18 protein-coding genes are annotated in these 19,528 nt (G+C 61.8%); 6 read left to right on the forward strand and 12 right to left on the reverse strand.

The features are described from left to right. The first annotated feature begins 247 nt into the window (after positions 1-247). The gene (locus ACQKP1_RS00500) at positions 248-1,240 is read left to right on the forward strand and encodes an adenosine kinase (protein ID WP_427273791.1); all 993 of its coding nucleotides are present in this window, start codon (positions 248-250) and stop codon (positions 1,238-1,240) included. On the opposite strand, the gene ACQKP1_RS00505 is transcribed toward ACQKP1_RS00500, so the two are convergent. Continuing rightward, positions 1,233-1,775 carry an SH3 domain-containing protein gene (locus tag ACQKP1_RS00505; RefSeq protein WP_006725238.1) on the reverse strand — a complete coding sequence of 181 codons (543 nt, stop codon included), beginning with the start codon at positions 1,773-1,775 and terminating at the stop codon, positions 1,233-1,235. The two genes, ACQKP1_RS00500 and ACQKP1_RS00505, sit on opposite strands and share 8 nt — an antisense overlap. Positions 1,776-1,974: 199 nt before the next feature. Between ACQKP1_RS00505 and ACQKP1_RS00510 the strand changes: the two genes are divergently transcribed. Further along, the gene (locus ACQKP1_RS00510; RefSeq protein ID WP_427273792.1) at positions 1,975-2,979 is read left to right on the forward strand and encodes a 2-hydroxyacid dehydrogenase; all 1,005 of its coding nucleotides are present in this window, start codon (positions 1,975-1,977) and stop codon (positions 2,977-2,979) included. 6 nt (positions 2,980-2,985) lie between these two features. On the opposite strand, the gene ACQKP1_RS00515 is transcribed toward ACQKP1_RS00510, so the two are convergent. From ACQKP1_RS00515 to recF, 3 genes are read right to left on the reverse strand one after another with little or no spacing between them, the layout of a single operon-like run. Beyond that, positions 2,986-3,462 carry a GNAT family N-acetyltransferase gene (locus tag ACQKP1_RS00515; protein ID WP_427273793.1) on the reverse strand — a complete coding sequence of 159 codons (477 nt, stop codon included), beginning with the start codon at positions 3,460-3,462 and terminating at the stop codon, positions 2,986-2,988. Further along, complete coding sequence (locus tag ACQKP1_RS00520; RefSeq protein ID WP_427273794.1) at positions 3,459-4,211, reverse strand: molybdopterin-synthase adenylyltransferase MoeB; 753 nt, start codon at positions 4,209-4,211, stop codon at positions 3,459-3,461. The genes ACQKP1_RS00515 and ACQKP1_RS00520 overlap by 4 nt, the downstream gene beginning before the upstream one ends. A 42-nt stretch (positions 4,212-4,253) precedes the next feature. Next, positions 4,254-5,381, reverse strand: coding sequence for a DNA replication/repair protein RecF (recF, locus tag ACQKP1_RS00525; protein WP_427273795.1), 1,128 nt, complete (start codon positions 5,379-5,381; stop codon positions 4,254-4,256). 162 nt (positions 5,382-5,543) lie between these two features. On the opposite strand from recF, the gene ACQKP1_RS00530 reads away from it, so the two are divergent. Continuing rightward, on the forward strand, positions 5,544-5,831 hold the full coding sequence (locus ACQKP1_RS00530; protein WP_377277386.1) for a hypothetical protein: 288 nt from the start codon (positions 5,544-5,546) through the stop codon (positions 5,829-5,831). A gap of 79 nt (positions 5,832-5,910) precedes the next feature. Beyond that, positions 5,911-6,120 carry a SlyX family protein gene (locus ACQKP1_RS00535; protein WP_427273796.1) on the forward strand — a complete coding sequence of 70 codons (210 nt, stop codon included), beginning with the start codon at positions 5,911-5,913 and terminating at the stop codon, positions 6,118-6,120. Here the strand turns inward: ACQKP1_RS00535 and ACQKP1_RS00540 are convergent. Continuing rightward, on the reverse strand, positions 6,114-6,722 hold the full coding sequence (locus tag ACQKP1_RS00540) for a TetR/AcrR family transcriptional regulator (RefSeq protein WP_427276368.1): 609 nt from the start codon (positions 6,720-6,722) through the stop codon (positions 6,114-6,116). The two genes, ACQKP1_RS00535 and ACQKP1_RS00540, sit on opposite strands and share 7 nt — an antisense overlap. Before the next feature lie 104 nt (positions 6,723-6,826). Between ACQKP1_RS00540 and ACQKP1_RS00545 the strand changes: the two genes are divergently transcribed. Next, positions 6,827-7,078 (forward strand): hypothetical protein, encoded by a 252-nt coding sequence (locus ACQKP1_RS00545; RefSeq protein ID WP_246754041.1) that lies wholly within the window; start codon positions 6,827-6,829, stop codon positions 7,076-7,078. Between the two features lie 68 nt (positions 7,079-7,146). Here ACQKP1_RS00545 and dnaJ read toward each other — a convergent pair whose 3' ends face one another. The 7 genes from dnaJ to ACQKP1_RS00580 all read right to left on the reverse strand — a co-directional run bounded on the left by dnaJ (position 7,147) and on the right by ACQKP1_RS00580 (position 16,102). After that, positions 7,147-8,298 carry a molecular chaperone DnaJ gene (gene dnaJ / locus ACQKP1_RS00550; protein ID WP_006725229.1) on the reverse strand — a complete coding sequence of 384 codons (1,152 nt, stop codon included), beginning with the start codon at positions 8,296-8,298 and terminating at the stop codon, positions 7,147-7,149. A gap of 4 nt (positions 8,299-8,302) precedes the next feature. Continuing rightward, positions 8,303-8,773, reverse strand: coding sequence for a hypothetical protein (locus ACQKP1_RS00555; RefSeq protein ID WP_203019008.1), 471 nt, complete (start codon positions 8,771-8,773; stop codon positions 8,303-8,305). Further along, positions 8,773-10,686, reverse strand: coding sequence for a molecular chaperone DnaK (gene dnaK / locus ACQKP1_RS00560; RefSeq protein WP_427273797.1), 1,914 nt, complete (start codon positions 10,684-10,686; stop codon positions 8,773-8,775). The genes ACQKP1_RS00555 and dnaK overlap by 1 nt, the downstream gene beginning before the upstream one ends. Before the next feature lie 290 nt (positions 10,687-10,976). Continuing rightward, a complete protein-coding gene (locus ACQKP1_RS00565) occupies positions 10,977-13,202 on the reverse strand; it encodes a transglycosylase domain-containing protein (protein ID WP_427273798.1) in 2,226 nt (741 codons plus the stop codon). A gap of 185 nt (positions 13,203-13,387) precedes the next feature. After that, positions 13,388-13,846, reverse strand: coding sequence for a YbaK/EbsC family protein (locus ACQKP1_RS00570; RefSeq protein ID WP_203019014.1), 459 nt, complete (start codon positions 13,844-13,846; stop codon positions 13,388-13,390). Positions 13,847-14,160: 314 nt separating this feature from the next. Then, positions 14,161-15,549 (reverse strand): dipeptidase, encoded by a 1,389-nt coding sequence (locus ACQKP1_RS00575; protein ID WP_427273799.1) that lies wholly within the window; start codon positions 15,547-15,549, stop codon positions 14,161-14,163. A gap of 106 nt (positions 15,550-15,655) precedes the next feature. Continuing rightward, the gene (locus tag ACQKP1_RS00580; protein ID WP_427273800.1) at positions 15,656-16,102 is read right to left on the reverse strand and encodes a MarR family winged helix-turn-helix transcriptional regulator; all 447 of its coding nucleotides are present in this window, start codon (positions 16,100-16,102) and stop codon (positions 15,656-15,658) included. Positions 16,103-16,532: 430 nt separating this feature from the next. On the opposite strand from ACQKP1_RS00580, the gene polA reads away from it, so the two are divergent. Beyond that, positions 16,533-19,517, forward strand: coding sequence for a DNA polymerase I (gene polA, locus ACQKP1_RS00585; protein WP_427273801.1), 2,985 nt, complete (start codon positions 16,533-16,535; stop codon positions 19,515-19,517). The last annotated feature ends 11 nt before the right edge of the window (positions 19,518-19,528 follow it).

Raw genomic sequence — 19,528 nt, forward strand, 5'->3', positions numbered from 1 at the left:
AAGCAGGCGAAAAGCCTGCTTCGACGCCCGGCCACACCGGGGTGGGATCTGCCGCCAGTACATCCGTGGTCGGCTTTCCCGCACGGAACCGTCATGGTCCGGTGGAGAGACCAGGGGAGATGGTCATCCACGGCGGTTTTCATACCCGCCTGATGTAACGACGAGATGACGTCGGCCTGCTTTTCCCTTCCCATCGGCGGAAAAACGGCTATGACCGTCAGGCCAAGCAAACGGAGCCCCGGACCTCATGAGCCAGTTCGATGTCCTGACGATCGGCAACGCCATCGTCGACATTATTTCTCGCTGCGACGACCAGTTTCTGATCGACAATGCCATTACCAAAAGCGCAATGAACCTGATCGACGCCGAGCGTGCCGAACGGCTCTACGGCATGATGGGGCCGGCTGTGGAAGCCTCCGGCGGCAGCGCTGGCAACACGGCGGCCGGCATTGCCAATTTCGGCGGCAAGGCCGCCTATTTCGGCAAGGTGGCAGAAGATCAGCTCGGCGAGATCTTCACTCATGACATCCGCGCCCAGGGCGTCCATTTCGAGACCCGTCCGCTCGGCAGTCAGCCGCCGACGGCCCGCAGCATGATCTTCGTCACTGAAGACGGCGAGCGTTCGATGAACACCTATCTCGGCGCCTGCGTCGAATTCGGCCCCGAAGATGTCGAGCCCGAGGTCGTCGCCAAATCCAAGGTGACCTATTTCGAGGGTTATCTCTGGGATCCGCCGCGCGCCAAGCAGGCGATCCTCGACTGCGCCCGCATTGCCCATGAGGCAGGCCGGGAGATGTCGATGACGCTCTCCGACAGCTTCTGCGTCGGCCGCTACCGCGCCGAATTCCTCGATCTGATGCGTTCCGGCACCGTCGATATCGTCTTCGCCAACGAGCAGGAAGCCCTGTCTCTCTACGAAACGGACGATTTCGCCCGCGCGCTTGATCTGATCTCGAAGGATTGCAAGCTGGCCGCCGTCACCATGGGCGATCAGGGTGCGGTCATCGTCAAGGGGGAGCAGCGCATCCGCGTGCCCGCGACGAAGGTGGAGACGGTGGTCGATACGACCGGAGCCGGCGACCTCTTCGCGGCTGGCTTCCTCTATGGCTACACGAATGGTCGAAGCTTCGAGGATTGCGGCCATCTTGGCTGCTATGCGGCGGGCGTTGTCATCCAGCAGATCGGACCGCGACCGATGATGTCACTTGAGAAGGGTGCCTCGGCGATCGGCCTCATTTAAAGGCCTCGCCCGGATAAGCGCCCCAGATCTCGTTCTGGGAGATCCAGCCGCTGACGCCGCTGGTCTCGGCCTGGCACCAGTTGCCGTTGCACTCCCTGAGCCGGAGCACGACACCCGGCTCGAGCTTGGCAATGACCTGAGCCGACGAGTTCGAATCGCGGCGCATCATGACATAGACACTGTCGCCATTGCCGCGCATCCACGGGGCGGCAACCGCCGTCCGCTCGCCGGTAAGCAGAGTCTGGTTCACCCAGCCCTCGGTGCCGTCGGCGTCGCGGATCTGCCGCCAGTTCTCGTATTCGCGGATGATTTCGACCGGCAAGCCGGATTTCATGTAGCGCCAAGAGACGGCGTAGTCGGTGCTCGGACCGATTCGCAGGTTCACTCTTTCAGCCTTCAGACTGACGAAGCGCGGCAGCGGCAGCCCGCTCGAACCCTTGGTCGTGGATTGCGCATGACCGGCGATCGGGCCGGCCACGAGAGACAGCGCAAGAACGCTGAATGCAATGCTGACGCGGCACAGATTATGAAACATGGTCATTCCGGGCTAAGCTGTAGAAATGAAGGGCTTTCTGACCACCCCGAGACGCGTCGCGCGTATCAGGGACAAATCCGCCGCCATCCGACGAGTTTTGTTTGTCTTCGCCGACGGGTTTGGTAGAAATTGCCTTCCTGAGAAGCGAAGTATCCCGCGACTTGGTTAATGAGTTCTGAAGAAGGCATCGATCCGGCCCATGACGAACAGGAAAAGACCCCAGGTCTATATCACGCGGAAACTGCCCGATGCCGTGGAAACGCGCATGCGCGAGCTCTTCGATGCCGAGTTGAATGTCGATGACAAACCGCGCACGCGCGAAGAATTGATCGCCGCCATCAAATCGGCAGATGTGCTGGTCCCGACGGTGACCGACCGAATCGATGCAGCCCTGATTGCGGAGGCCGGCCCGCAACTGAAGCTCATCGCCAGCTTCTCGAACGGTACGGATCATATCGACATCAATGCCGCGGCGAAGAAGGGCATCACCGTCACCAACACGCCGAATGTTCTCACCGAAGACACGGCCGACATGACCATGGCGCTGATTCTCGCCGTTCCGCGCCGACTCGTGCAGGGTGCGCGCGTGCTGATGGATAAGCCGGGCGAATGGGAAGGCTGGTCGCCCACCTGGATGCTCGGACGCCGAATCTGGGGCAAGCGCATCGGCATCATCGGAATGGGCCGCATCGGCACGGCCGTTGCCCGCCGTGCCAAGGCCTTCGGCCTGTCGATCCATTATCACAACCGCAAGCGGGTCAGTCCGGCAACTGAGGACGAGTTGGAGGCGACCTATTGGGACAGCCTCGACCAGATGCTCGCCCGCGTCGATATCGTATCGGTCAACTGCCCCTCGACGCCAGCGACCTTCCATCTGCTCTCGGCCCGTCGTCTGGCGCTGTTGCAGCCGACGAGCTACGTCGTGAACACGGCGCGCGGCGACATCATCGATGAGGATGCACTGGTTCAAGCCCTGCGCGCCGGCAAGATCGCCGGTGCTGGTCTCGACGTGTTCGAGAACGAGCCCGCGGTCAACCCGAAGCTGGTCAAGCTCGCCAACGAGGGCAAGGTCGTGCTCCTGCCGCATACCGGTTCGGCGACGATCGAAGGCCGCATCGACATGGGCGATAAGGTCATCATCAACATCAGAACCTATTTCGACGGCCACCGCCCGCCGAACAGGGTGCTGCCGAGCCGCAACTGAGCCGCGTCAGGTCAGTCGCTTCTGCATCTCGATATAGGTCGGGCGGTCATAGCCGGCATGGCTCTTCTCGGCGGTTCTGACGAATCCCCAGGCGCCGAACCGCTCATGGTTCCCGGTCAGTTCGATCCGGGTCTCTAGCCGCAGCGCCCATTTGCCTAAGCGTTGGGCGATCGCCTCGCCCTCGGCCAGCAGTCGGCCACCGATCCCCTTGCCTCGCGCCTCTGCGGCAACCGCGAGCTTGCCGAGATAGAGAAATTCCGGTTCAGGACGCAGAAAGGCGCAGCCCACGAGGTTTCCGTTCAGTTCGGCGATCAAGCCGATCTCGTCACGAGCCTTGTCTTTCATGGAGCCGATGGTCAGGCGATGCGCCGAGGAGGGCGGGTCGATCACGCCGTCCATATAGGCGAAGGACGCCATGATTAGCGCCAGCAGTTCCTCGTAATGCGAATAGCTCTGATCGATCTGACGGATGACGATGCTCATGCCCGGCGTTTGTAGCGGATGGTATCGAAACGGGCCGCAAGCCCATCATACATCAACAGCCGTCCGACCAATGGCTCGCCGATCCCGGTGATCACCTTGATCGCCTCCATGGCCATCAACGTGCCGATGACACCTGTTAGCGCGCCGATGACGCCAGCTTCTGCACAGGCCGGGATCAGCCCTTCCGGCGGCGGTTCGGGGAAGAGATCGGCATAGCGCGGATACGCCACCCCATCCGGCCCGTTGTCATAGGGTTTCAACACGGTCACAGTTCCGTCGAAGCGCCCGACGGCCCCCGTGACCAGCGGCACCTTCGCAAGTTCCGCAGCATCCGCTGCCGCATAGCGCGTCGAGAAATTGTCGGAGCCGTCGATCAGCAGCGTGAAGCGGGAGAGATGATCCCGGGCGAATGCGGCGTCGAATCGTTCTTCGTAGGAAACCGTGCGGCAATGCGGATTGAGCCGTGCGATGGCCCGCGCCGCACTCTCCGACTTCTTCTCGGAAAGCGTGCCCGTATCATGGATCACCTGCCGCTGGAGATTGGAGAGCGACACCCCGTCGTCATCAATGATCCCGAGCGTGCCGACGCCGGCCGCTGCCAGATATTGCAGCACTGGCGAGCCAAGACCGCCAGCGCCGATCACCAGCACGCGTGCGGCTTTCAGCAGCTGCTGTCCATGGCCGCCCACTTCTGGCAGCAGGATATGGCGGTGATAGCGGGAGAGCTCTTCAGGCGATAGCGGATCCATGCGCGCTACCTTGCCACCCGAGCATGACGATGAAAAGCGCACTCACGCATCGATCTGCCCATCTGTCACGGTGACGAACTGCGCCCGGTCGCCCAGTGCAGAGAACATCGCTCTGTCCGTGCCCGTCATGAAAGCTTGGCCGCCGAGTGCATCGATGCGGGCAAAGAGCGATGCCCGCCGGCCCTCGTCGAGATGTGCGGCGATCTCGTCGAGCAGCAGGATCGGCGCAAAGCCCGTCATGGTGGCAACAAGCCTCGCATGGGCAAGTACCAGACCGATGAGGAGAGCCTTCTGCTCCCCCGTCGAGCAGCGCTCGGCGTCCATGTCCTTTTCGATATGTCGGACCATGAGATCGGCGCGGTGCGGTCCATCCAATGTCCGACCGGCTGCCGCATCCCGATGGCGGGATTGTGCGAGGATCTCGATATAGCGCTCTTCGAATTCGAAGGCCGGTAGGTCGGCCAGATCATCGAGAAAGCCGGTCAGGGCGAGGGAGGCCGATGGAAAGGCGGAGGTTTCCCTGTCCGCCTCGATCAGGCCGGAGAGCAATCCCAGCATCTCGCGCCGTGCGGCCGCCATGGCAACGCCGAGCGCTGCCATCTGCTGCTCGATGCCGGACAGCCAGGTCGGATCGAAGCGCCCTTCCGAAAGCAGCTTGTTGCGGCTGCGCATGGCGCGCTCGAAATCGCTGGCACGTCGTCCATGCGCTGGGTCGAGGGAGAGAACCAGCCGATCGAGGAACCGGCGCCTGTCGGAAGAGGAGCCGGTGAACAACCCATCCATCGCTGGCGTCAGCCAGAGGATGCGCAGGTGGTCGGTGAGCTCATCGACCGACTTTGCCGGGCCGCCATTGATCCGGAGACGCCGGACGAGGTTGCCTTCCTCCGTGGTCTCTGTGCCGGTGCCGATGTCGGCCTCACCGGCCATGCCCTCGACTGAAGCAAAGACGGTAAAGCTTCCCGATGCGCCAATACGCGGAATGTCGGAGAGTACCGCACGGCGCAGGCCACGCCCGGGTGAGAGGAAGGAGATCGCTTCCATGAAGTTGGTCTTGCCGGCCCCGTTGTCACCGACCAGCACCACGTGCCGTCCGTCCAGCGCAAGGCCGGCCTGCGCATAGTTCCGGAAGTCTGTGAGTTTAAGCCGCTGGATCTGTGTCTTCTGGGTCATCGGTCGGATTCGCTGTCGCCTTGAGCTAGGCCGAATGTGCCGTGAAGGCAAGGCGCAAGCGCGCTTTCTGGAACTTGCCGAGGTGTGCGGCGCTTGGCGACATGGAACTCTTTTCTAGATGCGTTAGTTTGACGGCATTGCGGCTGCTCTGGAGCTCAGGCCATGTCTCTGCATTCCGATGATCTGACCCCCGAAGAAGCCCGACGCGACCACTGGGAGATGCTCGGCTTTCTTGCCCTCAACGCATCGCTCGGTGCAGCAATCGGTTTCCTGGTCGCCTTTGCCATCGTCTGGCTCGACCTCGGCGGCCTTGGCACCTCGCTCTCGCGCTCCAGCCACCCCGTCCTTCCGACGATCATGATGGCCGTGCCCCTGGCGCTGATTTTTGCCGCAGCCGTGACCGCCTCTGCCGTCATGACCATGCCGTATCGCAAGAAGAAGCAGCGTTGATCCTATCCCTTCAGCGCCACGTTTGACGGGGCGTACGTCTTGCGGCATCTAGGCCGCTTGAGAGACGATGGAGAAGATCATGGACATGCAGGACGAGCGCATCACGCGTCTGGAAGAGACCGTCGCCCATCAGACGCGGGTCATCGAGGAACTGTCGGACCAACTGACCGAGCAATGGAAGGTGGTCGAGCAGACACGGGCCAAGCTGGATCGGCTCACTGAGCGCTTCCTGTCCTTGGAAGAGCAGGGCCTGGAAGCCCCGGCCATCACCCGCCCACCACATTATTGAGCGCGACGATCCTTCGTCGCAAAGCCTGTCAGCACCGCGTCTACGAGATGCGAAAGCTGTTCTCGTGATGCATCGAGCCGTCCGGTCAGCAATCTTTGCCAGCAGAAGCTGGAGAACAGCTCCATGACGAGCAGAATGTCGAGGCCCTCGCGAATTTCGCCGCGTGCCACGCCGCGGTTCAAGATCACGCCGCTCGCCCTGCAGCGCGTACCCGCATAGTCGCGCAATGCCTCCAGTGCATCCGGATTGCTCTGGGCTTCGGCGATGATCGAGCGGAAAACTTCTCCAGCACTCGTCTTCCAGAAGCCGAGCAGGGTTTCGAGAAAGACGATGAGGTCCTCGCGTGTGTTGCCGGTGTCCGCATAGAAGGTCTCGCCCTTTTGTCTGTGATAGACATCGAGCAGCAGTGCGGCCTTGGAGGGCCACCAGCGATAGATCGTCGGCTTTCCGGCCTTGGCCCGTCGCGCCACCGCTTCGATCGAGAAGGCGGATAACCCGCCTTCACGCAGGATCTCGGCCGCTGCCGTCAGGATGGCGTCCTCGCTGGCCGGGTTCCGCTGTGCGCCGATCGATGTGCGCTTTGTGATGTCAGGTGCAGTCATCGTCACAGGCTGTACTCCTCTGCAATTCCTCTAGCAGAAAAATCTATTGAACGAAACGGCCCGTTTCAATATAAACGGAACGTACCGTTCTAATGGAGCCTCCCATGTCGAATTCGTCTGCATCCCGCCCAACACCGTCTAAGCATCGCCTTGCCCTGCTGATGCTGCTCGTCATCTATCCCTTCGTCACCGGCATTCTCTACGTCCTCATGCCGCTGACCGAGGGATGGCCGATCTGGGCTCGCACGGCACTTCTGGCGCCGATCATGGTGTTGTCTATCGTCTATGGCATCGCACCCGCGATCCACAGGCACTTTGCCTGGTTCATCCTGCGCCAGCCGCGTCTGCTGGCCTGACTTCATGCAAAAAGGGGCGGCCCCTGTCGGACCGCCCCTTGCAAATCTTGTCGCTGACGATCGCTCGCTCAGTCGCTGAGCGTATCGAAGAAATCCTTCATCCGGGCAAAAAAGCCCGTCGATTCCGGATTGTTCTCCTTCGACGACAGCTGCTCGAATTCCTGCAGCAACTCGCGCTGACGCTTGGTCAGCTTCTGCGGCGTCTCGATCTGGATCTGAATGTAGAGATCACCGACCTGTGTCGAGCGCAGCACCGGCATGCCCTTGCCCTTCAGCCGGAACTGCCGACCGGGCTGGGTGCCCTCTGGAACCGTCACACGCGACTTCGTCCCATCCAGCGTCACCACGTCGAAGGTCCCGCCGAGCGCTGCCGTCGTCATCGAGATCGGCACGGAGCAGTAAAGGTCTGCCCCGTCGCGCTGGAAGAACTCGTGCGGCTTCACCGACAGGAAGATGTAGAGGTCGCCTGAGGGACCACCGCGCAACCCGGCTTCGCCTTCGCCCTGCAGGCGGATGCGCGTGCCGTCCTCGATACCAGAGGGAATGCTGACCGAAAGTGAGCGCTCTTCGGTAACACGGCCCTGGCCGTGGCACTTGGTGCAGGGATCAGAGATGGTCTGGCCGCGACCGTGACAGGTCGGGCACGTCCGCTCGATCGAGAAGAAGCCCTGGGCCGCACGGACGCGGCCAGAGCCCTGACAGGTCGTGCAGGTCTTGGGCTGCGTGCCCGGCTTTGCGCCTGAACCCGTGCAGACGTCACAGGTGATCGAGGTCGGAACCCGGATCTGGGCCGTCTTGCCGGTGAAGGCTTCTTCGAGGCTGATCTCCATGTTGTAGCGCAGGTCGGCACCGCGTTCGCGGCCGCCGGTCGAACGCGCGCGTCCGCCACGCCCGCCGCCCATCATCTCGCCGAAGATGTCTTCGAATATGTCGGAGAAGCCGCCGCCGGCAAAACCGCCGCCGCCACCAAAGCCACCACCGCCCATGCCGCCCTGTTCGAAGGCTGCGTGGCCGAAGCGGTCATAAGCTGCGCGCTTCTGCGGATCCTTTAGAGTTTCATAGGCCTCGTTGAGTTCCTTGAACTTTTTCTCGGCCTCTTCGTCACCTGGGTTCTTGTCCGGGTGGTATTTCATGGCCAGTTTGCGGAAGGCGCTTTTCAGCTCCTTCTCATCCGCCGTCCGGCCCACGCCGAGGGTCTCGTAGAAATCTGCTTTTGCCATTGTATTACAAAGCTCTCAAAGCTTTCCCAACGCTCGTGTGGCTGCCCGTCGCCTTGCCGGCCTGCTTGTCACAGGCCTGCATGTCTTTCTGGAAGTCGGACGCAGCCGAGATCGCATCCTGCATCAAGAGCTTGCGCGCTTCGCCTTTGCTGATCAGCCCGTCTGCGGACGTCACGGCTGCAAAGGCCAGCGAATGCGCAGCCATGTCGCAGGAAGTTACCTCGCCACCGTTCTCACGCCTCTGAAGCGCAGCTTCGATGATCTTGCCGAGATCGTTGCCGATGCGGGAAAGGGTATTGCTGTCCTTCGCGGAAATCGCCTTGGCCACACCGGCCTCGGCGGCGCTCACCTGGCGGTGAACGGCGCTGACCTGCCCCCTGTCCTGTGCCACGGCACCGGTCGCCAGAATCAACGAAAATGCGGCTGGCCCGAAGGCCAGCCAGGTCTTGGAACGGCGTCCGAAGTGGCCCTGCATCAGGCCGACTTCTTCGCGTCTTCGTCCTTCACTTCTTCATAGTCGGCGTCGACGACGTTGTCGTCCTGGCCACCATCTGCGTCGCCTGCACCGCCGTCGGCCTGCTGGGCTTCATAGATGGCCTGGCCCAGCTTCATGGAAACTTCCATGAGGGTCTGGGTTTTGGCCTGGATGTCGTCGGCATCAGGCTCGGAGGCTTCGATGGCGCCCTTGAGGGCAGCAATCGCATCCTCTATCGCCTTGCGATCGGTTTCCGAAACCTTGTCGCCATACTCGCTGACCGACTTTTCGGTGGAGTGAACGAGGCTTTCGGCCTGGTTCTTGGCTTCGACCACGGCGCGACGCTTCTTGTCGGCCTCGGCATTGGCTTCGGCGTCCTTCACCATCTTTTCGATGTCGGCGTCGGACAGACCACCGGAGGCCTGGATGCGGATCTGCTGTTCCTTGCCGGTGCCCTTGTCCTTGGCCGAAACCTGGACGATGCCGTTCGCGTCGATATCGAAGGTAACTTCGATCTGCGGAACGCCACGCGGCGACGGCGGCAGACCAACCAGGTCGAACTGGCCGAGCAGCTTGTTGTCTGCCGCCATTTCGCGCTCGCCCTGCGATACGCGGATGGTGACGGCCTGCTGGTTGTCTTCGGCGGTCGAGAAGGTCTGGCTCTTCTTCGTCGGGATCGTCGTGTTGCGATCGATCAGACGGGTGAAGACACCACCGAGCGTTTCGATGCCGAGCGACAGCGGGGTCACGTCGAGCAGCAGAACGTCCTTGACGTCGCCCTGCAGAACGCCGGCCTGGATGGCGGCGCCAAGAGCAACCACTTCATCCGGGTTGACGCCCTTGTGCGGCTCCTTGCCGAACAGCTGCTTCACGACTTCCTGGACCTTCGGCATGCGGCTCATGCCGCCGACGAGAACGACTTCGTCGATATCGGCTGCAGAGACGCCGGCATCCTTGAGGGCTGCCTTGCAGGGCGCGATGGTGCGCTGGACGAGATCGTCGACCAGGCTTTCGAACTTGGCGCGGGTCAGCTTCATCGTCAGGTGCTTCGGGCCGGAGGCGTCTGCCGTGATGAAGGGCAGGTTGATTTCGGTCTGCTGCGAAGACGAAAGCTCGATCTTTGCCTTTTCGGCGGCTTCCTTTAGGCGCTGCAGGGCCAGCTTGTCGCCCTTCAGGTCGATGCCCTGGTCCTTCTTGAACTCGGCTGCGAGATATTCGACGAGGCGCATGTCGAAGTCTTCACCGCCGAGGAAGGTGTCGCCGTTTGTCGACTTCACTTCGAAGACGCCATCGCCGATTTCCAGAACCGAGATATCGAAGGTACCGCCACCCAGGTCGTAGACGGCGATGGTCTTGCCTTCCTTCTTGTCGAGACCATAGGCAAGTGCTGCAGCCGTCGGCTCGTTGATGATGCGCAGAACTTCAAGACCGGCAATGCGGCCGGCATCCTTGGTGGCCTGGCGCTGCGCGTCGTTGAAGTAGGCCGGAACAGTGATGACGGCCTTTTCGACCTTCTCGCCGAGATAGGCTTCAGCCGTTTCCTTCATCTTCTGGAGGATCATGGCCGAGATCTGCGACGGGGAATAACCCTTGCCCTGGGCTTCGACCCAGGCGTCGCCATTGTCACCCTTGACGATCTGGAACGGCACGAGGCCCTTGTCCTTCTCGACGGTCGGATCTTCGTAGCGACGACCGATCAGACGCTTGACGGCGAACAGGGTGTTGGTCGGGTTGGTGACCGCCTGGCGCTTGGCCGGCTGGCCGACGAGGCGTTCGCCATCGTCCGAAAATGCCACCATGGACGGCGTGGTGCGTGCGCCTTCCGAATTCTCGATGACCTTTGCATCTTTGCCGTCCATGACGGCGACGCAGGAATTGGTCGTTCCAAGGTCGATACCGATTACTTTTGCCATGTCATATTCTCCTTGAAGCAGGCCGTCGGAACCCCAATCAGGCATTCCTGACAGCCCCTCGACGTGGATGGTCTGGGATACACTGCAGCGCCGCTGCGGTTATGTCGCGTATATAAGAAGCGGAATTTCTGACTGCAAGGCTGGAAATCCGCTGGAAACCGGTAAAAAAGAACAGATTGGTGCAGCGTTTTCATGGGCTTTGCCGCACCCTTCGGTCCTTGACAGAAAGGATATGCTAAAATCGCGGCCTTGCGTCAGGCCGACGGCCTCTCGCCGCCCTCATGTGGCCCTTATTGTCCCAGGATCAAGTCGAGCAGAGTGGTTCTGCGCGTGCCTTGTCCACCGCCGACCTCGCCCGGCGGTATGGGACCTGCCGAACCTGTCACATCCTGGGAAGGGACGGGACCTGCGGGATAGTCTTCGGCATAGACGGGATCGCCGGAATACCGTTCTTCACGGCCACCTTGGAGCACGTCCGAAATGATCGTGCCGATCGTCATGGGATCTTCTGCGGGTGCAGGCTCGATGAAGTCCCCACCCGGCAGCGGGGCCGGCGCCAGACCCTGATGCGCCGCCTTCATGAAGTCATGCCAGGCCTTGGCCGGAAGCCCGCCGCCGGTCACTTTCTTCATCGACTGCCCGTCATCGTTGCCGAACCAGATGCCGGTGGTCAGGTTGCTCGTATAGCCAACGAACAGCGCATCGCGGAAGGATTGCGTCGTACCGGTCTTGCCGGCTGCTTCCCAGCCCGAAAGCCGTGCATTCTTGCCCGTGCCGTGATCGATGACGCTGCGCATCATTGCGTTCATCATCGCCACCACCCCGTCGTTCAGCACCTTCGGCGGCTCGAGATAATTGTTCTCGTAGAGCAGGCTGCCATCGGCCTTGGATATGCGTCGAACGATATGCGGCGTCGCCTTATAGCCGCCGTTCATGAAAGGCGCATAGGCCGCCGTCAGTTCGAGGAGCGAGACTTCCGAGGTCCCGAGCGCGATCGAGGCATTATTCTGCAGGCCGGATTCGATACCCATCCGATGTGCGAGCTTGATCACCTGATCGGGTCCGACTTCCATGACCAGCTGGGCAGCAATCGTGTTCAGGGATTCGGCAAGCGCCTGCGTCGCAGTCACCGGTCCGCGAAATTTCTGGTCGTAGTTTTCAGGTGTCCACGAGCCAATCCGGATCGGCGCGTCATTGCGCACCGACGTCGGCCGAAGTCCGTTTTCGATGGCGGCGGCATAGACGAAAGGTTTGAAGGCCGAGCCCGGCTGACGCTTTGCTTTGACTGCACGGTTGAACTGGCTCTCGGCATAGTCCCGGCCACCGACCAGCGCCCGAATGGCCCCGGTCCCGTCGATGGAAACGAGCGCTGCCTGCGAGGCATTGACCTTATCGCCCTCGGCGGCCAGCGATTCCGTCAGCGCGGCTTCGGCCTTCTTTTCCAGCGTCATGTCGATCGTCGTCTCGACCAGGATATCTTCCGTGACCTGGCCGATCAGCAGGGTCACTTCGTCGCGTACGAGATCCGCGACATACTGGCCTGCACCGCTCCAGTAGCGCTTGGCCTTGGTCGGCGGTTGCGACATGGCCGTCTTGATCTCGTCGGCGGTGATGTAGCCTTCTTCGAGCATGGCCTGGAGCACGACCTGCGCGCGGGCTTCTGCCGCCTCCGGATCGCGCGCCGGCGACAGCCGTGAAGGCGCCTTCAACAGCCCTGCCAGGAGGGCGGCCTCGCCGAGGTTCACGTCGCGGGCCGACTTGTTGAAATAGCGCCGCGATGCCGCTTCGACGCCGTAAGCGTTCGAGCCGAAGAACACCCGGTTCAGATACATCGCGAGGATCTGGTCTTTCGTGTACTTCTGCTCCAGCCAGAAGGCGAGAAGCACTTCCTGCACCTTTCGCTCGATCGTTCGCTCCGGCGATAGGAACAGGTTCTTGGCCAGCTGCTGCGTCAGCGTCGAACCGCCCTGGACGGCTCGACCGCTGGTGACATTGGTAACAAGCGCGCGCGCCAGACCCAGCGGATCGACGCCGAAATGCGAGTAGAAGCGGCGGTCTTCGATCGCCATCACCGCCTGCGGAATGAAGGGCGACATTTCCTCAAGCGGCAGCGCTTCGCCGCCGGTCGCGCCGCGGTTCGCAATCACGGTACCTTCGACGGACACGATTTTCATGTTCGGTGGGCGCTCGGGGATCGACCAGCTGCTGGCGCTCGGCATCTGCGAGCCATAGTAGGCGACCAGACCCACCACGCCGATGCCACACCAGATGGACAGCACGAAACCCCAGTAGATCAGCTTTCCAAGCCCAAATCCGCCGCCGCTGCTTTTCGCTTTCCGGCTCTTCTGGTTGCCGGATTTGCCGCGCTTGGCCGAACCCGCCGTCTTCTTGCCACCGGCGCGTACCGGCCGCCCGCCGATGACACGATCATCTGCATCCAGACGGAAATCCTCGTCCTCGCGCTCGTCACCGAAGCTGGGTTCAATACGGTCGCGGGATTTGCCTCTGCTCACCATTGCGGTGATCTTGCTCCAGATGCTCGTTATGCGCTGCCCGGGGAGGGCATGCGCGGAAATGGCTTCAAGAAATCTCGGACGATCATCTACCCTCGTCGAGCCGATGATCGCGCAATTGCACAGTAATTGCGGCGATTTAAGGGGTGGTTAAAGCCCGGTAAACAAGCTCTGAACGACGCGTGAAGTTACTGGCAGAGATCCGCCCATTCCCCATTGACGAGTGACCTCATGCGCTCCGGCGCAATCTTCACCGCAGCATTCGTCGCGCCTGCCGCCGGAACCACCTCTTCGAAGTCCTGAAGTGACAGGTCGCAATAGACCTTGAGAGGTGAGGGCAGGCCGAAGGGGCACACGCCACCGACCGGATGGCCCGTTGCCTCGACCACGGCTTCGGCATCCAGCATGCGCGGCTTCACGCCGAAACGATCCTTGAACTTGCGATTGTCGAGCCGCTTCGTGCCCGCGGTGACCACGAGCACCACGTCTTCGCCGATCCTCAGGCATATCGTCTTGGCGATCTGATCAGGCTCGACGCCATGCGCTTCGGCCGCAAGCGCCACGGTGGCGGAGCTTGCTTCGGTGACGATCACGGAGATGTCAGGGGCATGCTCAGAGAAGAACTGGCGGACGGATTCGAGGCTCATGGGAGAAGTCTAACCGGAGCGCTCAAGGCTTTTCAAGCGCATGCATCTTGAAAGCCGGATCGAGCATCCCCATCTCTGGATTACCAGACGATAGAGCGTTTGCAGGGATCCTGTTTCAGGAACTTCGAAACGCTTAACCGGTTGTTAAGCATCCAGAGCGATCATCTAGATCCGGGATGCGGTCCACGAAGGTGGGCCAACATCCGAGACATCGAATGGCACGTTTCCGTCCCTGACCACGGATGTACTGGCAGGCAAGCGTAGAAGCGTAAAGGAAAGGCCGGTTTTTGACCGGCCTTTTTGCTTTTCTGGCCTTAGCCGTTTGCGAGCCCGTCAAGGATGCGGATCCACGAGCGGATGCCCTTGTGGAACGAGTTGAGGTCATATTTCTCGTTCGGCGAATGGATGCGGTCGTCGGTCAGGCCAAAGCCGACCAGCAGAGAATCCATGCCCAGCATCTTCTGGAAGTCGCCGACGATCGGGATCGAGCCGCCCATGCCGATAATCACGGCCGGCTTCGGCCACTCATCCGAAAGCGCATTCTTCGCCTTGGTCAGCTCCGGCGAATCATAGGAGAGCTGGATGGCCGGCGAACCGCCATGTTCGTGGAACTCCACCTTGCAGTCGGCGGGAATGCGGGCCTTTACGAAGGCGCGGAAGCTCTCGCGCACCTTGGCCGGATCCTGCGTGCCGACGAGGCGGAAGGAAATCTTCGCAGAGGCCTTGGCCGCAATCACGGTCTTGAAGCCCTCGCCGGTATAGCCGCCGATGATGCCGTTCACTTCCGCCGTCGGCCGAGCCCAGGTCAGTTCCAGCACGGAACGGCCCTTCTCACCAGCGGGGACCGACAGGCCCACCTCGCCGAGGAAGCTCTCCGCCGTCCGCCCCAGGCTCTCCCAGGAGGCCTTGATGTTGGCCGGGGTCTCCTCGACGCCTTCATAGAAGCCGGGAAGGGTGACCTTGCCGGTTTCATCATGCAGATCGGCAAGGATCTTGGTCAGGATATGAACCGGATTAGCAGCAGCACCGCCGAAGAGACCCGAATGCAGGTCGCGGTCGGCCGCAATGATCGTGACTTCTTCGCCGACGAGGCCACGCAAGGCCGCAGCAATCGCCGGCGTTTCGCGATCCCACATGCTGGTATCGCAGACCAGCGCGAAGTCGGCCTTCAGCTCGTCCGCATTCGCAGCAAGGAAGGACTTGAGCGACGGCGAGCCGGATTCTTCTTCGCCCTCGAACAGAATGGTGATCTTGACCGGCAGCGAACCTTTTACCGCCTTATAGGCGCGGCAGGCTTCAACAAAGGTCAAAAGCTGACCCTTGTCGTCGGACGTGCCGCGACCGGTGATGACCTTGCGGCCATCCTTCTCCTTGATCGCGGGCGCAAAGGGATCGTCTTCCCAGAGGTCGAGCGGATCGACCGGCTGCACGTCATAATGGCCGTAGAACAGCACATGCGGCGCGTCGGGCAGGTCAGCCGCGTGATGGGCGACCACCATCGGATGGCCGGGCGTATCACGCAGCGAGGCATCGAAGCCGAGCTCGGTGAGTACGGATACCAGCCATTCGCCGGCCTTGCGGCAATCGGCCTTATAGGCCGGATCCGTCGAGATCGACGGAATGCGCACGAGATCGAACAGCCGTTCGAGGCTCTGCGGCAGGGCCTCGTCGGCCTTGGCGAGGATGGGGGAGAGATCGGTCATGGTCATGTCCTGCAAATTTGAAAGTGCGGCGGACGATAGACCAAAGCTCCTGATGTTTCGAGGCGTTCGGACCGCGAATTTTTCTCAACTGCGCATCAATATCTGCTCACAGCTTGCGGGCATTCGCGATCGCCCAGCGGATGTATTCCTTGAGCAATTCCTTCTCGAAACGCCGGAAACCCTGGAAGATGGCCTGCTCGGCCGCTTCGGCGGCAGCCATCGCTTCCTCGCGCATGTCGCGCGCCTTATCGGTCAGGAAGATCTGCTGCGCGCGTCTGTCCTTAGGGTGAACGCGGCGCTCGATCAGCCCGTCGCGCTCCATCCTGGCAAGCGTATTGGCGATCGTCGCCTGCTCCACATCGACGCGGTCGAGCAGCTGCCTTTGGGTCAGCCCCTCTTCCTCCCAGAGTTCGATCAGGATCGGAAACTGCCCGGGCGAGAAGCCGAGCTTTGCGGCTCGCGTCTGCAGCGCCCGTGTAAACCCGCGCGCAAGCTGGCTCGCCAGCCATGTGGCGGACTCGGAGCGGTCGGGGATCGTACGGTCATGGGCCATGGCGCTCGACACGTCGTCGTGGTTCGTCTTCCGGGAATGATCGCATGCGATCCATTTCCGAGGCTGACTAATTTTGGGTTTTCATACGAGGGGAACGGAAGCCGCCGTGGCGTTAGGCGGGGGGACTGCCACGACGGCTCCGGAATATGGGGACAAAGGCCCGGAGAGGGGGATAAGGCCTTTGCCCGAGTCTGAAGCGGCGGGGGACGAGCCTCTTTCAGACTACGGCGTGATCAGGCGCCGATGACTAGGAATTGTGATTTGGAATGTGTTTTTTCAAGGGAAGCGGGGATTACAAATCGGTAAGCTTTTCGTGATGGTTGGCGACAGGTCAGATTCAATTTCGCCCTCGCTCTTGGGCGGGTGATTTTGGCGCCTTCTGGCCAAACCGTCATGGACGTTTCAGCCGCCCCGCGCTATCCATGCCGACATGAAAAAAGGCGATCATCTCTTCCTCGTCGACGGCTCGGGTTTCATCTTCCGCGCCTTCCACGCCATCCCGGCCCTCAACCGCAAGTCGGACGGTCTGCCCGTCAATGCGGTCTCGGGCTTCTGCAACATGCTGTGGAAGCTCCTGCGCGACGCCCGTAACACCGATGTCGGGGTGACGCCGACCCATCTGGCCGTGATCTTCGACTACTCCTCGACGACATTCCGCAAGGAAATCTACCCGCTCTACAAGGCAAACCGTTCGGCCCCGCCGGAAGATCTTATCCCGCAATTCGGCCTGATCCGCCATGCGACCCGCGCCTTCAACCTGCCGTGCATCGAGACCGAAGGCTTCGAGGCCGACGACATCATCGCCACCTATGCCCGCCAGGCAGAGGCCGTCGGCGCCGATGTCACCATCGTCTCCTCCGACAAGGACCTGATGCAGCTCCTGACGGCGAATGTGCATATGTACGACGCGATGAAGGACAAGCAGATCGGCATTCCCGATGTCATCGAGAAATGGGGTGTAGCCCCGGAAAAGATGATCGATCTGCAAGCGATGACCGGCGATTCGACCGACAACGTGCCTGGCATCCCCGGCATCGGTCCGAAGACCGCCGCCCAGTTGCTGGAAGAATTCGGCGATCTCGAAACGCTGCTCGCCCGCGCCGGTGAGATCAAGCAGATCAAGCGCCGCGAAAACATCATTGCCAATGCCGAGCTCGCCCGGGTCTCCCGCCAGCTGGTCGAACTGCGCACCGACGTGCCGATCGACATGAAGCTCGAAGACCTGGTTCTGGAGCCGCAGGACGGACCAAAGCTGATCGGCTTCCTCAAGGCTATGGAATTCACCACATTGACGCGGCGCGTCGCGGAGGTCTGCGATTGTGATGCGGGTGCCATCGACGCCGCTGTTGTTCCCGTCGAATGGGGTGACGCCGCCCGCGGTCCCGATCTCGACGCCGGCGACGTTTCCACCTCATCTGACACTGCGACCTCGGCGCTATCAGCCGCATCGTCTTCAGCTCCGGCAGCAAGCCCCGACGGCAAGACACCCGCCGATCTCGCAGCAAGCCGGGCCAATGCATTCGCCGGCAAGCCGATCGACAGAAGCGCATACGTGACGATCCGCGACATCGAGACCCTCGAGCTCTGGATCGCCGCTGCCCGCGAAACCGGCCTCGTCGCCTTCGACACCGAGACGACCTCGCTCGATCCGATGCAGGCCGAACTCGTCGGCGTCTCGCTCGCCATCCAGGACAACGTCCTGTCGCCGGGCTCGACCGACATCCGCGCGGCCTACATTCCGCTCACGCACAAGACCGGTGTCGGCGATCTCCTCGGCGGCGGTCATGCCGAGGGCCAGATCCCGATGAAGGAGGCGCTCGCGGCATTGAAGGGGCTGCTCGAAGACCCCTCCGTGCTCAAGGTCGCGCAGAACCTGAAATACGATTACCTGGTGATGAAGCGCCACGGCGTGACGCTCCAGTCCTTCGACGACACCATGCTGATGTCCTACGTGCTCGACGCCGGCAAGGGCAATCACGGCATGGACGGCCTGTCGGAGAAGTGGCTCGGCCACACGCCGATCCCCTACAAGGACGTCGCCGGCTCGGGCAAATCCTCCGTGACTTTCGATCTCGTCGATATCGATCGCGCCACGGCCTATGCTGCCGAAGATGCGGACGTAACGCTTCGCCTATGGCTGGTGCTGAAGCCCCGCCTTGCCGCCGAAGGCCTCACCCGCATCTACGAGCGCCTGGAACGTCCGCTCGTCCCCGTGCTCGCCCATATGGAAGAGCGCGGCATCGCCGTCGACCGCCAGATCCTCTCGCGTCTGTCAGGCGAACTCGCCCAGAAGGCCGCCGCCACCGAGGACGAGGTTTACGAACTCGCCGGCGAGCGCTTCAACATCGGCTCGCCGAAACAGCTCGGCGATATCCTGTTCGGTCGCATGGGCCTGCCCGGTGGTTCCAAGACCAAGACCGGTCAGTGGTCGACCTCGGCCCAGGTGCTCGAAGACCTCGCCGCCGAGGGCGCCCCGCTGCCGCGCAAGATCGTCGACTGGCGCCAGCTGACCAAGCTGAAGTCAACCTATACCGACGCGCTTCCCGGATACATCCATCCGCAGACCAAGCGCGTCCACACCGGCTATTCGCTCGCATCGACGACAACGGGGCGCCTTTCATCCTCAGAACCGAACCTGCAGAACATCCCGGTCCGCACCGCCGAGGGCCGCAAGATCCGCACGGCCTTCATCTCGACGCCGGGCCATAAGCTATTGTCGGCGGATTACAGTCAGATTGAGCTGCGTGTGCTGGCCCATGTCGCGGAGATCCCGCAGTTGCGTCAGGCCTTTGCCGATGGCATCGACATCCATGCCATGACCGCATCCGAAATGTTCGGCGTGCCGGTCGAGGGCATGCCGTCGGAAGTGCGACGCCGTGCCAAGGCTATCAACTTCGGCATCATATACGGCATCTCGGCCTTCGGCCTTGCCAACCAGCTCGGCATCGAGCGCTCGGAAGCGGGGGAGTACATCAAGAAGTATTTCGAGCGTTTCCCCGGCATCAAGGACTACATGGAGAGCACCAAGGCCTTCGCCCGCGAGCACGGCTATGTGGAAACCATCTTCGGTCGCCGCGCGCATTACCCGGACATCAAGTCGTCCAACCCGTCCATGCGTGCCTTCAACGAACGCGCCGCGATCAATGCCCCGATCCAGGGCTCGGCTGCCGATATCATCCGCCGTGCGATGATCCAGATCGAGCCAGCGCTTGCCGCGGCCGATCTGTCGGAGCGTGTGCGCATGCTGCTGCAGGTGCATGACGAACTGATTTTCGAAGTCGAGGACGAAGCGGTCGAAGCCGCGATGCCCGTCATCGTCGACATCATGGAAAATGCCGCCATGCCGGCCGTCTCCATGCGCGTGCCGCTGAAGGTCGACGCCCGCGCCGCCCACAACTGGGACGAGGCGCACTGAGAATTCCCGGC

Source organism: Allorhizobium sp. NPDC080224 (assembly GCF_050281005.1).
In the GTDB taxonomy this organism is placed as follows: Bacteria; Pseudomonadota; Alphaproteobacteria; order Rhizobiales; family Rhizobiaceae; genus Allorhizobium.

What these genes read in the sequence shown, in the direction of transcription:
- ACQKP1_RS00500 (WP_427273791.1), top strand. Translation starts at nt 248, where the DNA reads ATGAGCCAGTTCGATGTCCTGACGATCGGCAACGCCATCGTCGACATT.
- ACQKP1_RS00505 (WP_006725238.1), bottom strand. Translation starts at nt 1,775, where the DNA reads ATGTTTCATAATCTGTGCCGCGTCAGCATTGCATTCAGCGTTCTTGCG.
- ACQKP1_RS00510 (WP_427273792.1), top strand. Translation starts at nt 1,975, where the DNA reads ATGACGAACAGGAAAAGACCCCAGGTCTATATCACGCGGAAACTGCCC.
- ACQKP1_RS00515 (WP_427273793.1), bottom strand. Translation starts at nt 3,462, where the DNA reads ATGAGCATCGTCATCCGTCAGATCGATCAGAGCTATTCGCATTACGAG.
- ACQKP1_RS00520 (WP_427273794.1), bottom strand. Translation starts at nt 4,211, where the DNA reads ATGGATCCGCTATCGCCTGAAGAGCTCTCCCGCTATCACCGCCATATC.
- recF (WP_427273795.1), bottom strand. Translation starts at nt 5,381, where the DNA reads ATGACCCAGAAGACACAGATCCAGCGGCTTAAACTCACAGACTTCCGG.
- ACQKP1_RS00530 (WP_377277386.1), top strand. Translation starts at nt 5,544, where the DNA reads ATGTCTCTGCATTCCGATGATCTGACCCCCGAAGAAGCCCGACGCGAC.
- ACQKP1_RS00535 (WP_427273796.1), top strand. Translation starts at nt 5,911, where the DNA reads ATGGACATGCAGGACGAGCGCATCACGCGTCTGGAAGAGACCGTCGCC.
- ACQKP1_RS00540 (WP_427276368.1), bottom strand. Translation starts at nt 6,722, where the DNA reads ATGACTGCACCTGACATCACAAAGCGCACATCGATCGGCGCACAGCGG.
- ACQKP1_RS00545 (WP_246754041.1), top strand. Translation starts at nt 6,827, where the DNA reads ATGTCGAATTCGTCTGCATCCCGCCCAACACCGTCTAAGCATCGCCTT.
- dnaJ (WP_006725229.1), bottom strand. Translation starts at nt 8,298, where the DNA reads ATGGCAAAAGCAGATTTCTACGAGACCCTCGGCGTGGGCCGGACGGCG.
- ACQKP1_RS00555 (WP_203019008.1), bottom strand. Translation starts at nt 8,773, where the DNA reads ATGCAGGGCCACTTCGGACGCCGTTCCAAGACCTGGCTGGCCTTCGGG.
- dnaK (WP_427273797.1), bottom strand. Translation starts at nt 10,686, where the DNA reads ATGGCAAAAGTAATCGGTATCGACCTTGGAACGACCAATTCCTGCGTC.
- ACQKP1_RS00565 (WP_427273798.1), bottom strand. Translation starts at nt 13,202, where the DNA reads ATGGTGAGCAGAGGCAAATCCCGCGACCGTATTGAACCCAGCTTCGGT.
- ACQKP1_RS00570 (WP_203019014.1), bottom strand. Translation starts at nt 13,846, where the DNA reads ATGAGCCTCGAATCCGTCCGCCAGTTCTTCTCTGAGCATGCCCCTGAC.
- ACQKP1_RS00575 (WP_427273799.1), bottom strand. Translation starts at nt 15,549, where the DNA reads ATGACCGATCTCTCCCCCATCCTCGCCAAGGCCGACGAGGCCCTGCCG.
- ACQKP1_RS00580 (WP_427273800.1), bottom strand. Translation starts at nt 16,102, where the DNA reads ATGGCCCATGACCGTACGATCCCCGACCGCTCCGAGTCCGCCACATGG.
- polA (WP_427273801.1), top strand. Translation starts at nt 16,533, where the DNA reads ATGAAAAAAGGCGATCATCTCTTCCTCGTCGACGGCTCGGGTTTCATC.